Here is a 14030-nt window from a genome sequence, read left to right as displayed (position 1 = left end):
CAATCGCACCGCGCCGAAGGATCCGCCCGCGCCCCCCGGCTGACAGGAGCCGCCCCGCCCGCGCGCAGACTATGCTCTCATCCCTGAGCCGACCTCAGCCCCGCCGGCATTCGTCGCGCGGGACTTCGCCGAATCCATTCTGAGATATGTCGCACTGCCGACGGGCCACATCCGGATCGACCCCTGCGCTGGGGCGCATGAGTGGCGTGCGAACCAACCTGTCGACTTGTTGATAACTATTCTTCCCAGCAGAGGAGCATGACAGGCCATCAAATCAGTTTCCGTGCCAGATCAGTCTGACCTCCTGTCGCGGAGAGAGCACAACGGATCAAAAAGCGCTGTCTCGAGCCCGGCGATCACCGATTAGGCGACGCTGCATCCTCGACTCCGAGGGCCTACAGGCGCCACGCTGACGGCAAGCACCCGCCCGCGCAAGATTGCGGATGACGGGTCGATGCGGATGGTTGGGAACGCGGCGATGTCGGGCGGTCAGGGCGGGAGCGGCGCAGATCCGGTCAACGGCACGGGCGGTCAGCCCGGCGCGGACGAGGTGGCGAACGGCACCGGCGCGGCCGGTGGAAACGGCGGCGCTTCTGCCCAGGGGAGCGGCGGAGGTGCGGGCGGTGCCGCAGGCTCGGTCGGAGGCGCCGGCGGCAACGGGGGCGCGGCGGCTGGTGGAACTGTCACCAACACGTCGGGAACGGGTGGCGCCTACTCGACCAACACGGGCTCCAGCTTTTTCGGGGGGGCTGGCGGGGCTGGCCTTGCCGGTCCGAATCCCGGCGACGGCGGCGGCGGCGGCGGCGGCGGCAGCCACGGCCAGTACCTCTCCAACACGGGGAATGGCGTAGGCTTCACCTTTTCCCGGACCGGCGGCACCGGTGGAACGGGCGGTGCCGGCAACGGGACGGGCGGAGGTGGCGGCGGCGGCAGCGGTGGTTACGGCTTCGTTGAGCCCGGCCCCGGATCCTTCATCGCCAGCGCTCAGATCACCGGCGGGAACGGCGGTGCCGGCGGTGCCGCCGGCGGTCCCGGCGCTTTCGGCGGTTCCGGCGGTGAGGGCGGCATCGGACTTTTCCTCTACGGGAGTACGGGCACCAACACCGGCCAGATCACGGGCGGAAACGGTGGTCTGGGCGGGGCCGCGAACGGTGGCACGGCGGGCATCGCGGGCCAGGGGGGAGCCGGTCTGTCCGGCGCGAACATCGCCATCACCAACACCGGCACGATCTCGGGCGGCTTCACCGGCGGCAGCACAACCGTCCGGGCCGTCGCTATCAACGTCACGGGCGGCACCAACAGCCTGACCCCCAGCACGGGAACGCTGAACGGCGGCCTCGGGATCGCCGGCGGCGCCACGACATTGCGCGTCCTCGGCAACGCTCCCAACAATCTCGGACCCGTAGCCAACGCCGGCACGTTCGACATCTCGGGGACGACGGCCGGTGCCTCGATCACCACGCTTTCGGGCACCGGCGGGACGACGCTCGGCGCGCAGGCCCTGACCATCACCAACGGTTCGACCAGCTACAGCGGGGCGATCTCCGGTACCGGCGGCGTGGCGGTCACCGGTGGCACGCAGACGCTGACGGGGGCCAGCACCTACTCCGGTGGCACCACGATCGGTTCGAACGGCGGCGCGGTGTCGAGCACCCTTCAGCTCGGCGGTCCGACCTCGGCCGGCACGGGGACGATCACCTTCGGCACGATGTCGGGCACGGCGACAGCGCGCCTCGGGCTCAACGTGGCCGCTCAGCCGACCAATGGTGGCACCTTCGCCAACACCATCTCCAATTTCGGTTCGGGCAACGAGATCGCGCTCGCCGGGCTGACCAACTCCAGCGTCAGCTACAACAGTGCGAACAGCTCGATCACCATCACCGGCACCCGCTCCGGTGGCGGGCAGGTGAGCGAGAACTTCGTGCTGTCGGCCCCCCGCACGACCAGCTTCGCGGCGGTGTCGGACGGCCAGGGCGGCACGATCGTGCGCGCCGCTACGGCCCCGAACCCCGCGAACCCCTCTCAGCCGGCCAACCCAGCCCCCTGCTACGTGACCGGGACGCGGATCCGTGTCCTGCGCGATCGAGTCATCTCGGACGTGCCGGTGGAGCAGCTCGCGGTGGGCGATCTCGCCATCACGGTTTCCGGTACGCCGCGCCCGATCCGTTGGATCGGCACCCGCGCGTACCCGAGATCGATGGTTCCCTCGGCCGAGCGCCCCGTCCGCATCCGGGCCGACGCGCTGGGCGAGGGCGTGCCCGCCCGAGACCTGTTTGTTTCTCCAGATCACTGCCTGTGGCTGGACGGGCTGCTCGCGGCCGCGGGACATCTGGTCAACGGCTCGAGCATCACGCGTGGCGAGGCGGTGGCGGATCTCACCTACTGGCACGTCGAGTTGGACACCCACGACCTGCTGCTCGCGGAGAATGCTCCGGCGGAGAGCTTCCTGGCGGCGCCCGGCGTGCGCGGAGGCTTCGATGGCGTGCAGGCCCTCGACGTCGGCACCGGGCGCATGCCCTACGCTCCGCGCGCCGAACTCGGACCCGACTTGGCCGCGCTGCGCGGGCGCTTAGCCCTCCGCGCTGTCTCGTTGGACGGTGCGGCAGAGCCGGGCCCGGTGCGAGCGTGGCTGGACCGATGCGGCGTGACGGGCGATGGCCTGCTGCACGTCGGGGGCTGGGCGCGCGACGAGGCGCATCCCGACACCCCGCTGTGCCTGGACGTGTTGGTGGACGGTGCCGTCGTCGCGTTCGCGGTGGCGGCCGAGTTCCGGTCGGACCTGGCCGCGGCCGGCTACGGCGACGGGCGATGCGGCTTCGACCTCGGTGTGCATGTACGCCTCGCTCCGCACGTGCATCATCGTGTCGAAGTGCGTCGGTCGGCCGATGGCCTCCTGATGTGCGCCAAGCGGATGGATGCGGCAGGGTCTTGGATTGCGCTGTTGGCAGCGTAGCGTCGATCGGGACATCCAGCGCCGACCCTCAGCCCCGCCGCGCGGGGCTTTTTCGGCGGCTTGCCCGCGACCGAGTGGATGTGGGCGAGGCGCATCGTGCGACGGTCACGATCGTGAACCAGTCCCCTTCATTTGCGCGCTCATCTTCGAAGTCGACCGTTAGAATTCAATGCTCGAAGCGTTGCGATGGCATGGTGAGCCGAAGCCCTCGGCCGTGAAGCGAGCTTCCGCGGACCTAGCTCGCCCGTCGAGGTTTGGCGGACAGAGAGCGCTTCAACGCTGCGATGAAGATTGTCGGCCGGTCTGCCTTGTCACCGCGCGCTCCACGGGATTGAGATCCTATGAGCCCGCAGTAGGCTAAGTCTTGGTGGGCGCACTAGGGTTCGAACCTAGGACCCGCTGATTAAGAGTCAGCTGCACAGGGCCTTTTGGGCGGATTCGCGTGCCAGGAGCGCGTAGCTAACCGGGGATAAGTTCGCAAGTTGTTAGGGGCACTTACGGGCAACCGTAGACGGGCAGGCCCATTTCTGTGCTTTCTGAGCCCCCGCCCAAAGCCGCCCAAGAAACCCCGCCCAAAATGGCCCGCATACCCTGGCCCCCGAAGGCCGCCGTCGACATCACCGGCACGTTCATCGAGCGCGCCAAGGCCGAGCGCCGCCCGGGCGTGCCGGCGGTCGACGTCCGGGACCAGCGGGCCCCGGGGCTCCTGCTCCGGGTCAGCCCGAAGACCCTGTCATGGGGGTGGAAGGCCGAGCGCCTCGGCAGGACGGTTCGCCTGGATCTCGGGCCCGTCGACAGGCTCACCGTGGCCCAGGCCCGGCAGGTTGCCGGCGAGGCGACCGACCTGCTGCGGTCGGGGGCCGGGTGGCCGTCGGCGACGTGGCTCGCCCGGCGGCTGGGCGACCTCGGCATCGTCCGCCTCGAAGACGTGTTCCCGGAGGTGATCAGGCACGACGCGCCGCCCGCGCCCCCTCCCCGACCCCGGACGTGGACGTACGCGCGCGCCGTCGACGCCTACCTGGCAGCGCATGAGGCCGAATGGAGGAAGGCAGCGCACGACGACGCGAGGAAGAACCTCCGACACCCGATCATGAAGCCGTTCGCCGGCATGCCGGTCGCGAGCGTCACCGCGGATGACATCGCCACGGTATTGGCCGCCAAGAACAGGACGCACCACCGCCAGGCCGAGGCGATCTTCGTCCGCCTGAGGCACCTGTTCGCCTGGCTCGCGTCGCCGGGGCCGCGGCGGGACAGCGGTGTCAGCAAGGGGCACCTGGAAGATCTCCAGCGCCCCAGGAAGCCCCGCATGAAGGAAGGAGAGGAGCCGCGGCAGCGCGTCCGCTGGCCGACGATGGACCGCGTCGGCCTCCTCGTCGCACTGGCCCGCACGGATCTCCTGGATCCACGGCTAGCGGCCGCCGTGCTCCTGCTCGTTGCCACGGCGCAGCGCCGGCGCGCCATCGTGTCGGCTCGCGTCGCCGAGTTCGCCGCCCTCGACGACGGGTGGGGGGTGTGGAAGCTGCCGCCGATCCGGCGCAAGACCGGCGAGGCGGGCCGGGCGCAGGCGCACCATGCCGTGCCCCTCCCCCCTGCGGTCTGGTCGGCCCTGCAGGCGCAGATCGAGCCCGAGGCCGTCTACGTGTTTCCCGGGCACCGGCCGCGTAAGAAGGGGGCGCCGGTCGGGCACCTCTCGGAATCGACGCTGACCCATCTCCTGGCGGCCCTTCCCGTCGACGCGAGCCCGCACGACCTGCGCCGGGCGCTGCGGTCGCATGGCGCCCGGGCCCTGCGCCTGCCCGATGCCGTGCTCGACCTCATCTTGGATCATGCAGAGGGCGTCGCTCCGGGCAGCGTGTCGGAGAAGCACTACACGGACGACGACCGCCTCGACCTCAAGCTCCCGGTCATGCGAGCCTGGTGGGATCTCGTCGAGCAACATGCCGGCGCGACCGCCTTCGACATCGATGCCGTGCGGGTCGAGTTCCTGAAGAAGCGCGCCGCACAGAAGGGACGTCCGGCCAGGGAAATCGTAACCCCCGCGTGATAGCCTCAAGATTCTATCCGGAGATCCAGCCATGAAACGCATGCCCGCCGCCCCCCTTCCCCGACACTAGGAGGACCTGAGCGCGCGCGCCGGCCTCCAAAAAATTGGAGGCATCATGGCCCACTGGTTCACCGCCGACACGCACCTTTTTCACGCCGGCATCCTAGCCGCCTGCAAGCGTCCGTTCTCCTCCATCCAGGAGCACGACGCGCTGATCACGGAGGCCTGGAACGCGACCGTCGCGCCGGGCGACACGGTCTATCACCTAGGCGACTTCGCCCTGTCGAAGGACGCGACCGCCGTCGAGCGGGCGTTCCGGCGGCTCAACGGGCGCAAGATCCTGATCGTCGGCAACCACGACAGGCGCTCCCGTCGCCTGCCCTGGGCGGAGCAGCATGAGTGCATCTACGAGACGGCCATCGAGGGCCGGCACCTCGTCCTGTGCCACTACCCCATGCGCTCGTGGCCCAGGTGCTTCCGGGGCTCCCTGCACCTCTACGGGCACACGCACGGCAAGCTGCCCGGCACGACGCAGTCATGCGACGTCGGCGTGGACGTGTGGGGCTACAGGCCGGTGTCGCTCGCGGCCATCGTCGACGCGATGGCTCTGAGCGACACCGTGCCCGAGGAGCTCAGATGAGATCCTCCTGGAGCGCCGCGAACGCGAGCTCGCGGCGCCTCCTGGCAGCGGCGCGCTGGCGGCAGAGAGCCCGCCATTCCCGCGCCTGCTGCAGCCTCTGCGCGACGCGCGCGGCCGATATCCCGACCTCTCGCTCGCACGGCGGCGGCACCATCGACGGGGTCCGATTGCACCGGACCACCTTCCCCTTCTTCGTCTTCTTCGCCACGGGTTGTCCCCTCGGGCACCGATCCAATGGGCCCTATGACGCGCGCTGGGATCGGGGTTGGCGGGGCGCTATCCCGCGAGGAGGATCTGTGAGGACGAGGGCACCGTAGCAGGGACGCGTTTTGATTCGTTTCGGGACAGGCCTCGCATTCGAGGGATCCCCGCAACCTGGCGGTAACCCTGGACGCGGGGATCAGGCCGCGCCCAGGTCCGTCAGAAAGCGGCTTCGTCCTCCCCCAGCCACGGGAGCGTCTCCGGCTCGGGCCTCGGCATGGCGACAAGGCAGGGCGTCCCGAGGCAGGTGTGCTCCGCCCGGAACCCGCGGTCCCCGATGATTGCCGTGGACCAGCAGCGCGACCCGGCTGGGATCATGCGGCCGTCCGGGCAGATGGCACAGGCGCGGGCCTTGCGCGTCGTCACCTCGCTGCTCCTGAGCGTGACGTCCCCGCGCTCAGTGTCCATGGCTCTCCCCCTCGATCTCCTGGTGCATGTCGTCGATGGCCCGGGCGAGGTCCCTAAGCGCCCCGCCGAGGGGCTGCACCGGCTGCGCGAGCTCGGACGCCGCCACGGCCCTGCACGCGCCCTTCACGACCGCCCTGGCCTCCGCCTTGGGCAGCGGCGGCTCGCGCTTGGTGACGCCGCCCACGACGACGTCGCCGGGCTGGAGCGGTGCGGCCGCCTCGACGCCGGCGTCGGACTTCCCCTCGGCGCAGGCGGTGCACAGGCCGTCCGAGTGCCGGCCGCAGCCCTCGTCGCACGGGTCGTTGTGGCTGCACCCGCACGTCCGGCAGACCGGGAGGCAGGACGGAATCCGGAACGTGCCGGGAGCCCCGAGATCGCCCTCCCACCAGGAGATCTCGGGCACGCCGTCGTAGCCGACCACGGCCTCCCGCAGGAGCTGGGCCGCGTGCTCGGATGCCTGCTCGCCTGCGCGCTGGGCCGGGTAGTCGGCGTGCTCGGAGATGGCCATCGCGACGCCGAGCTCCAGGGCGAATCCGCCGATGCGGGCCTGCACGTGCGCCGGGAGGGCGGCCCACGCCGCCTCCCCGTCAAACGCGTGGGGGCTGATGTTCGAGCGCTCAGGCATCGGGGGACTCCTTGGCGGCCGGGGTGGTGGGCTCCAGCACGCCGGACGCGTGCCCGAGGAAGGCGATAGTCAGGAAGGCCAAGCCGAACCCGAGGGACCATGTGGCCAACGTGAAGGCCGCGACCGCCAGGTCGAGCGCCCGCCCGGCGAACGCGAACAGCACCGTCGTCAGCCCGGCCGCGGTGACGAGGCAGGCACCCACGGTGCCCGCCGTCAGGGTGAGGAGGGCGCGCATTCAGGCGGCCTCCTCGGTGTCCGTGGCGGGGGCCGGGGACGTGACGGTGATGAAGGCGGCCGCCGCTTCGCGGGCCTGCCTCAGGGCGAGGGAGAGAGCCTGCCCGACGGAGTATTCCACCGCGTCCTCGCCGCAGATCCAGGCTGTACGAACCGTCAGCTCGCGCTGGTCACCGGAGGTGGCCCGAGTGAGCAGCGCCTTCGCGGTGACAAACACTTGGTGGTCGCACACGCTCGTTCGGTCGTTGTAAGGCTGGACGAGGACCTCGCCCGGGACGACCTCCTTGAGGATCCAGGCTGTCGGAGCCGACGCGGTAGGCGCCGGCTTCCGCACGATTTCGAACCCGGCGTAATCGAGCTCGCAGACGAGGCGCGGGGTGCGGGCCTCGCCGGCCTGCTGGATGAGGATCTCGACGGCCTCGGTCGGCAGGTTGGGGAAGTCGGTCAGGACGCGCATCAGGCGGCCTCCTCGGCGTCCGTGGCGGGCGGCTGAGCCGAGTTGAGGATCTCGCTGACGGCATCGTGCCCGATGACCTCCGCCGCGGCGTACGTCAGGCGGGATGCCTCGAAGCAATCCCGGATCGCCTGAGCGATGGAGTCGGGGGTCGGCGCCGCGTCGAGTCCCTGGGTGTGGCCCTGGTGGGCCTCGTCCACCTTCCCCGGCTCCAGCTTCCCCGTGAAATCCTCGTGCGTGATGGGTCGGCCAGCGTACACGTCGCAGGGCTTCTGGGCCTCGGATCGGGCCGCCCACCATGCCTGGCTCCATTCGCCCAGCTTGATCTCGATGGGCTTGCCCGACGTGGAATCGACCTTGTCGACGAAGGCGGCGGTGAGGTCGCGCAGGTCGGGGCCGACGATCTTAGCCCGCAGGTCGACGAGCGCGGCGAACTCGCGCTCACTGATGTTGGTGTAGTCTCCCGTCGCGACGGCGCGGACGATGCGCTCCCCATCCGGGGTGAGCATCGCGACCGTGCCGAGACGGGGCTCCGGCATCTTGACCCGGATGACCGTGTGGCCGTCCTCGACGGTCGTCGTCGTCCGGACGACGCGCTCCCGGGGATCGGGCTTCGGGACGATATGGAAGCCGGCGAAGTCGAGCTCGCGGATGAGTTGCGGGGTGCGGCCCTCGCCGGCGTGATGCACGAGGATGTCGAGCGCCTCAGACGGCACATGCGGGTAATCGGTCAGGATACGCATAGGGTGGTCCCTTCGATTTCGGGCTGCTGCGGTAGGCGGCGCCACTCCCCCGGCGCCGGGGGGATTCGTCAGAAGGGGATCTCGTCGTCGGCCGGGTCCCAGGCCGGGAGCGACCAGTCCGGTTCGCCGTTCGGCCTGATGAAGGGCAGCAGGCTCCAGTTGTTGAACCGGGCCCGGAGCGCCTTGAGCTTCGCCTGATCGAGGCGCGACACGTCGACCTTCGGCTTCCGGATCGGCGGGACGGGATGCTCGACCGCGGGGGCGGCCGGCGCCGGCGTCGAGGCCTCCGGCTCGGGCGGGGCGTCCTCGGCCACGGGGCGGCGCAGGTTCGCCAGCCCGCTGCGCTTGGGCGCCGGGACGGGCGCGGGGGGAGCGGCCGCCACGGGCGCGGCATCGGCGACGTACTCCTCCGGGACCCGCACGGGCGAAGGGAGCCTCCGCATGGGGGACGGCGGCCGGGCCGCGTTCCGGGCGGCTCCGGCCTGCGCGGCCGCCGCGAAATCGGCGGGGCCGGGGCGCCTTACGGCGGGCGGGACGGGCAGGCACCGGGCGGCCTCGGCCGCGGCCCGGGAGCCGGCGCAGTCGTCCATGATCCGGCACAGCGACCTGACGGCCTCGCGCATCGCCCGCTGGACGATGCCGTCGGTCATCTCGATGGTCTGCTGCAGGCCCATGTCGTCGTGCGCCGCGACGTAGGCCACGGCGGCCCGGCGGGCCTCGATCAGGCGCAGGCGCACCGCCTTGCCATCGAGCGCGTCGAGGCCTTCGAGGAGCGGGTTGGGGGTCACGCAGACCTCCTGTTCAGGAAGTCATTGTCCTCGCGCGCCGGGGCGGTCCAGCGCTCGAACTCAGCGCTCTCGACCCAGAAAGCATGGTAGCGACCGTTCCCCCAGCGGAGCACACGCATGTCGAGGCGCTTGCCGAAGCTGCTGGACCCGAACTCGCCCGTGAAGGTGTAGTCGAGGTCCAGGTGATCGAGCACGACGATGACGAGGTGGGTCTCGCCGGCGCCGCTGGTCGAGGAGTTCTTCCGCGGCGTGACGAGGTCGCCGACGACGAAGGGGTTGGCCCTGGTGTAGAATTCACCCTCCTCGTGGAGGAGGGCCTCCTTCATCTTGCTGAAGTTCGGGTCCATCTGACGTTCCTGTTGTGAGCCTGTTGTCGTGCGGGGTGAAGTGCGGGAGTCGGACCCGACGGCCGCTAGGCGGCTTCCTTGAGCTCGTGGATGAGGTCCTCGGCCCGGCCGCCGAGGCCGAGGCGCTTCCAGTGCTTCCCGACGACGCTGGAGGACACGCCGTACCGGGCGGCCGCCGCGCGCAGGCTCAGGCCCGAAAGCCGGTCCCTCCGGAGCGTCGCGTCGTCGGGGAGCTTACGAACGGACCGGGGCTGCGCGCTGGCGCCCTGCAGGCCCATGGCCGCGATGCGGTGGCAGACGGCGCCGCGGGTGCAGCCGTACTTCTTCGCCATCGCGTGCTGGCCCATGCCGGCGAGCAGGTCGGCCCGGATGACGGAGTCGTCGGGCAGCTTCTTCGGGACGCCGTGGATGGCGCCGCGGCCGGACAGGACGCGGTAGATCGGGGCGATGGAACACCCGAGCTCGCGCGCGATCTCCTTGACGGCCTTGCCCGCCTTCCACGCGGCCAGGACGGCCTCGGGGTCCACGTGCCGGGGCGTGTAGGGCCGGGACGGAACCTCTGGCTGCACGCCGGCCCGGCGCGCCCGGAGCGTCGCAGCGGACTTCGCGCACCGCTCTGCCGCCGGCATCGTCGGGATCGGGACGCCACGCTCGCGGTGGATCGTCCGGACCAGGCTCTCGCTGACGCCGAGGGCCTCTGCCGCGAGGTTGGCCGAGCTGAGGCACCGGGCAGCGCGCAGGATGCGCTCCTCGGTCTCGACCGGGATGGCGCGCCGGGACGGCCGGGGGCCGCCTGTCTGGCCGCGCAGGATCTCGCGGCCGGCCTGGGCGATCTTGATGAGGGCGTTGCGCGACCTCCACGGCCAGCGCGCCGCGACGGCGTCAATGCCGTACCCGTCAAGGATCCGGCAGACCTTGACCGGATCCGGGGCCGCGTAGGCGTACTCGTCGACGGAGATGGCAGTGCGGCTCACGACCGGCCTCCCACGATGGCTCGGCGGGCGCCGAGGGCGGCGAGGATGGCGTCCCCCGGCGGGCGGTGGCCGGAGAGCGTCTCGCAGACGCGCGACCGCGAGGTGCCGGCGCGGCGAGCGAACGCGGCCTGGGAGCCAGCCTCCGCGACCGCCAGCCTGAGCCGCGTGATCAGCGCCTCGGGGGACAGGACCTCGGCCGCCTCCTCACGCTGCAGGGCGGTGTCGTCGTAGGCCTCGTCGGGATGCCAGCTCACGCCGCGGCCCTCCGGCTACGGAACTGGGCGGCACGGAAGGCGGCGCGCGAAGGCGGGTCGGTCGGGAGCCCGAGGGCGCGGGCCCGCTTGAGGAGCCCCGCCGCCGTGAGCCCGATCAGGTGAGCTTCCTGCGTCAAGGACCGCGGCCCCAGGATCGCGGCCAGCACCTCGTCGTCGGAGACGCGGCGGAGCTCGGGGCGAACCAGCGCGACGTGCGGGAGAATCTCGACGCCGAGCTCCCGGGCCCAGCGGGCCGCCATCTCCCTGCCGACGCCCAGCTTCGCGGCGCAGCCCTTGAGCCCCCGGATGCTCTCGAACACCTGCCGCGCCTGCCGCTCGGTGATCCCGAACCCGACCTCCCGCTCCATCCGTCCCTCCGAATCTGGCGTTCGCAAACTTGGAACGTCATTCAAGCACTCGGGATCCAGACTTCAAGCAAAATCGAAAGTTGACGCCAGGACAGCCAAAGTTGACGCCAGGACGAAAGGGCCGCTGCAGCGATTTGCACCCATATAGGGGGGTATGGGTGCAAATCGCTGCACTCATGAATTCACCATCCAATCCTTCGAACACTTGCAGGCTTGCGCACGAGTGCTACGTTCCCAATGTGCGAACGGCACGGAGGAGGACGGGATGAGGGACTACGGGATCGACGAGATCGAGTTCACGCACCGCGTGACGGGCGTCTGCCGGGCGCCGGGCGGGGCCATGATCGCGAACTATGGGGACGGCGGCGACGATTACCCCGAGGCCGTCGAGGGCGGCGTCTACGGCGTCCTGCAGATCGGTTTCGAGAAGCTGCCCCGGTTCGTCGTCATGCGCGGCGGCCGCCTCCACGGCCTCACGGAGACCGAGGCCATGGACCTGGTGGATCCCGCCGGCATCGAGGCGCGCGCGGCCGCGCTGGACGCTCGCACGTACAAGGAGTGGGAGTGGCGGGGGCCGGCACCCCTCGGGTTCACCCGCACGGCCACCGGCGGTCGCATCGTCGTCCGGTCTCATGCCAACAGGCACTTCTGGCGGCAGGCCCGCCCCGAGGAGGTCGCCGCTTGGGACGCGGAGCACGGCGCCCCGGCCCCGTGAGGGCAACCCGTGTCGGCGTCACGTCACGCCGGCGCGGTTTTCTCCTCGTTGTCCCTTGCTTGCGGCGGGAGACAATCGAGGGCGTCGAAACACCGACAAGGAAGGGGTTCCAAGATGTCTCTCAGGTCCGTTCTCAAGGCCGCCCTCGCCGGCGTCAGCAAGGCCCTCCGCGCCGCCGGCCGGGCCGCCCGCGCCGCCGCCGCGCCCGCCATCATGATCACGGAGGCCGTCGTCGACACCGCGACGGGCGCCATCCGATTCGTCAGCCGCCTCGTCTCGCCCCAGCCAGCCGTCAGCGCGGCGGAAGCGCAGGCCGACGCCTACCTCGACGCCGCCGGCGCGGAGCCCGACAACCAGGCACACCTCTCGGCCTGGGCTGAGCAGCACATCGCCGAGCTCAAGGACGCCAACCCCGAGGGGTTCGAGGAGGCGTTGCGCGGGCGGTATCCCGAGGCGGCCGCCCTGCAGGACCACGTCCGCCACCACGCGTGGAACGCGGCCCGCTACGAGGCCCTGGACCTCAACACGCTGCCCGAGCACGTCCGCCTCTGGCTCACGTCGCTCACGGACGACGAGCTCTATCGCGTCGCCGCGTGCCCCATCCAGCGCCTCGACAGGCACCTGCGCGCCAGGTCGGAGCGGGACCTGCTCGTGAACCTCGCCCCCTGCCTGCGCCTTGAGGAAGCCCGTGCCGCCGCCGAGGCGCGCCGGGAGGCCGTCATCGAGGACCTCGCCCGGAGCTCATGCGCCGAGCGCGCGGCGGAGAGCGTGGATGAGTTCCTCGACGACCTGCACGAGCACGCGCTGACGGAGGCCGGGCCCCGCCCGGTGCCCTTTCGCTGAGCGACGTCGGCGGCCGCCACCGCCGCAGGACAAGGACGCGGAATGAAAGAGGGCCCCCGGTAATCCCGGGGGCCCTTTCGTTTGGGCTCTCTGCGCCCGCGCGGGGCCTACGTGCGTCCCCTGTCGGTATCTGTGCGTGCGGATTCGGGCGCACAGGGAAACCCGCAAGGGGAAAATGCAGGCCGGCGTACGATTTCAGGCGCGGCGGGCGTAGCCGGTGCCCCAGTCGGCCGCGCGGGGACGGGCGCGCTCGCTGCGCAGGGCGGCTTCGAGCTCCGCGATCCGGCGGGCCAGGGCGGCTTCCCGGCGGCGGGATGCCAGGAGCTCCCGGCCCAGGCGGTCCACCGACGCGACGGCGTTGTCCGAGCTCGCCTGCCGGAGAGCGGCCGCCTTGGCCTGGCCCTGCAGGTGGGCAGCGAACAGGACCTGGGTGAGCCCGCCCTCGGCCAGCTTGATGTCGCGTTCCAGGTTCATGGCGGGCTCCCGTCCGGCTGAGTCGTCATCATAGATTCAGAGCCCGGACTCCTCGTCCAGCTGAGAGGCGATCTACGGTTACCGATCTCCTGGCCGGGCTGGGGATAACCCCGTGACGCCGACCCACAGGGCCTCTGGACATCGATTTTGGCGTCCCCCGTTACTTCTATAATCTGCAACGGTTGTCGGACGAACGCCGACACGCCTGCCCCGGCGCGTCCCGGGGCAGGTAACGGGGATCCGAGGCTGGTCAGTAGACCGCTAGGTTGAGGGTGAGCACGGCGGCATTGCTGTCCTGGCTCGTGGGGAAAACGAACTCCACGACGTCGCCGGCGAGCACGGTCACGTACGCCGGAATGTTGAACGTGCCATGCGTCGCGCCAGCTACCCAGGTGTTGGTGCCAATTCTGGTGCTGGTCCCGCCCAGGCCGCCGGCGCGCCTGTTGATGGTCACCGTGCATGGCACCGCCGGCGCCGCACCGAACACAGCGAACGACCCCGTGCCGGCCTTCGGGATGTAGATGCCCTCAGTGATCGAGGCATTCGCGATGTGACCTGAGGACCTGCCCGACCAGGGGCTTGGCCGAGATCACTTCTCGATGCCCCAGCCCGGGCGCGCGATGACCTTGCCAAGGGTGCCGACCGGCAGACCCAGGGGGCGCTGCGGCCCGCTACGTTCCGAGCGGCCGGGGCGAGCTCGACCGGCAGCGCGACCTCGTCGAGGGTGTCGGCGCGCAAGAGTTCGGCGTCGGGATCCTGGGGGGCGATAAGGGCGGCGGCCGGCCCCTGGCCGACGATGCCGATGCTGAGTTCGTAGGTCCGCTGGGTCGCGACTTGGTTAATCCCGAACTCGGCGCCCTAGAAGCGGCGGACCTCGACGAAGATGCAGGGCATGTCCGACTGCG

General features: G+C 70.8%; 17 protein-coding genes. 5 read left to right on the top strand and 12 right to left on the bottom strand.

Translation table 11 applies throughout. From position 1 onward, the window contains the following. Nucleotides 1–478: 478 nt before the first annotated feature. The 3 genes from ACX9MN_RS12635 to ACX9MN_RS12625 all read left to right on the top strand — a co-directional run bounded on the left by ACX9MN_RS12635 (nt 479) and on the right by ACX9MN_RS12625 (nt 5637). Nucleotides 479–2953 (top strand): Hint domain-containing protein, encoded by a 2475-nt coding sequence (locus ACX9MN_RS12635; RefSeq protein ID WP_489724616.1) that lies wholly within the window; start codon nt 479–481, stop codon nt 2951–2953. A 577-nt stretch (nt 2954–3530) separates the two neighbouring features. Beyond that, nucleotides 3531–4997, top strand: coding sequence for a tyrosine-type recombinase/integrase (locus ACX9MN_RS12630; RefSeq protein WP_489724615.1), 1467 nt, complete (start codon nt 3531–3533; stop codon nt 4995–4997). Between the two features lie 115 nt (nt 4998–5112). Beyond that, nucleotides 5113–5637, top strand: coding sequence for a metallophosphoesterase family protein (locus ACX9MN_RS12625; protein WP_489724614.1), 525 nt, complete (start codon nt 5113–5115; stop codon nt 5635–5637). Here the strand turns inward: ACX9MN_RS12625 and ACX9MN_RS12620 are convergent. The 10 genes from ACX9MN_RS12620 to ACX9MN_RS12575 all read right to left on the bottom strand — a co-directional run bounded on the left by ACX9MN_RS12620 (nt 5630) and on the right by ACX9MN_RS12575 (nt 11093). Further along, a complete protein-coding gene (locus ACX9MN_RS12620; protein ID WP_447685983.1) occupies nt 5630–5845 on the bottom strand; it encodes a hypothetical protein in 216 nt (71 codons plus the stop codon). The two genes, ACX9MN_RS12625 and ACX9MN_RS12620, sit on opposite strands and share 8 nt — an antisense overlap. 450 nt (nt 5846–6295) lie before the next feature. Beyond that, nucleotides 6296–6931, bottom strand: a complete 636-nt coding sequence (locus tag ACX9MN_RS12615; RefSeq protein ID WP_489724613.1) for a hypothetical protein — start codon at nt 6929–6931, stop codon at nt 6296–6298. Next, nucleotides 6924–7166, bottom strand: a complete 243-nt coding sequence (locus ACX9MN_RS12610) for a hypothetical protein (protein ID WP_489724612.1) — start codon at nt 7164–7166, stop codon at nt 6924–6926. Before ACX9MN_RS12610 ends, ACX9MN_RS12615 begins: the two co-directional genes overlap by 8 nt. Further along, nucleotides 7167–7622, bottom strand: a complete 456-nt coding sequence (locus ACX9MN_RS12605; protein WP_489724611.1) for a hypothetical protein — start codon at nt 7620–7622, stop codon at nt 7167–7169. Continuing rightward, nucleotides 7622–8362, bottom strand: coding sequence for a hypothetical protein (locus ACX9MN_RS12600; RefSeq protein WP_489724610.1), 741 nt, complete (start codon nt 8360–8362; stop codon nt 7622–7624). The genes ACX9MN_RS12605 and ACX9MN_RS12600 overlap by 1 nt, the downstream gene beginning before the upstream one ends. 68 nt (nt 8363–8430) lie before the next feature. Then, nucleotides 8431–9150 (bottom strand): hypothetical protein, encoded by a 720-nt coding sequence (locus ACX9MN_RS12595; RefSeq protein WP_489724609.1) that lies wholly within the window; start codon nt 9148–9150, stop codon nt 8431–8433. Beyond that, nucleotides 9147–9497: a hypothetical protein gene (locus ACX9MN_RS12590; protein WP_489724608.1), complete on the bottom strand. Its 351-nt coding sequence runs from the start codon at nt 9495–9497 to the stop codon at nt 9147–9149. The genes ACX9MN_RS12595 and ACX9MN_RS12590 overlap by 4 nt, the downstream gene beginning before the upstream one ends. A 65-nt stretch (nt 9498–9562) precedes the next feature. Beyond that, complete coding sequence (locus tag ACX9MN_RS12585) at nt 9563–10471, bottom strand: hypothetical protein (RefSeq protein ID WP_489724607.1); 909 nt, start codon at nt 10469–10471, stop codon at nt 9563–9565. Continuing rightward, a complete protein-coding gene (locus ACX9MN_RS12580) occupies nt 10468–10725 on the bottom strand; it encodes a hypothetical protein (RefSeq protein ID WP_489724606.1) in 258 nt (85 codons plus the stop codon). Before ACX9MN_RS12580 ends, ACX9MN_RS12585 begins: the two co-directional genes overlap by 4 nt. Next, on the bottom strand, nt 10722–11093 hold the full coding sequence (locus ACX9MN_RS12575; protein WP_489724605.1) for a hypothetical protein: 372 nt from the start codon (nt 11091–11093) through the stop codon (nt 10722–10724). The genes ACX9MN_RS12580 and ACX9MN_RS12575 overlap by 4 nt, the downstream gene beginning before the upstream one ends. Nucleotides 11094–11358: 265 nt before the next feature. Here ACX9MN_RS12575 and ACX9MN_RS12570 point away from each other — a divergent pair, with 265 nt between their 5' ends. Both ACX9MN_RS12570 and ACX9MN_RS12565 read left to right on the top strand, forming a co-directional pair. Then, nucleotides 11359–11808 carry a hypothetical protein gene (locus ACX9MN_RS12570; RefSeq protein WP_489724604.1) on the top strand — a complete coding sequence of 150 codons (450 nt, stop codon included), beginning with the start codon at nt 11359–11361 and terminating at the stop codon, nt 11806–11808. A 114-nt stretch (nt 11809–11922) separates the two neighbouring features. After that, nucleotides 11923–12651: a hypothetical protein gene (locus tag ACX9MN_RS12565; protein ID WP_489724603.1), complete on the top strand. Its 729-nt coding sequence runs from the start codon at nt 11923–11925 to the stop codon at nt 12649–12651. 195 nt (nt 12652–12846) lie between these two features. Here the strand turns inward: ACX9MN_RS12565 and ACX9MN_RS12560 are convergent, their stop codons facing one another. Continuing rightward, nucleotides 12847–13125 (bottom strand): hypothetical protein, encoded by a 279-nt coding sequence (locus tag ACX9MN_RS12560; protein ID WP_489724602.1) that lies wholly within the window; start codon nt 13123–13125, stop codon nt 12847–12849. Between the two features lie 250 nt (nt 13126–13375). Then, nucleotides 13376–13579, bottom strand: coding sequence for a hypothetical protein (locus tag ACX9MN_RS12555; RefSeq protein ID WP_489724601.1), 204 nt, complete (start codon nt 13577–13579; stop codon nt 13376–13378). Nucleotides 13580–14030: the final 451 nt, after the last annotated feature.

Source organism: Methylobacterium sp. 1A, assembly GCF_058072805.1.
This window is presented reverse-complemented; position numbering and strand designations above follow the sequence as displayed.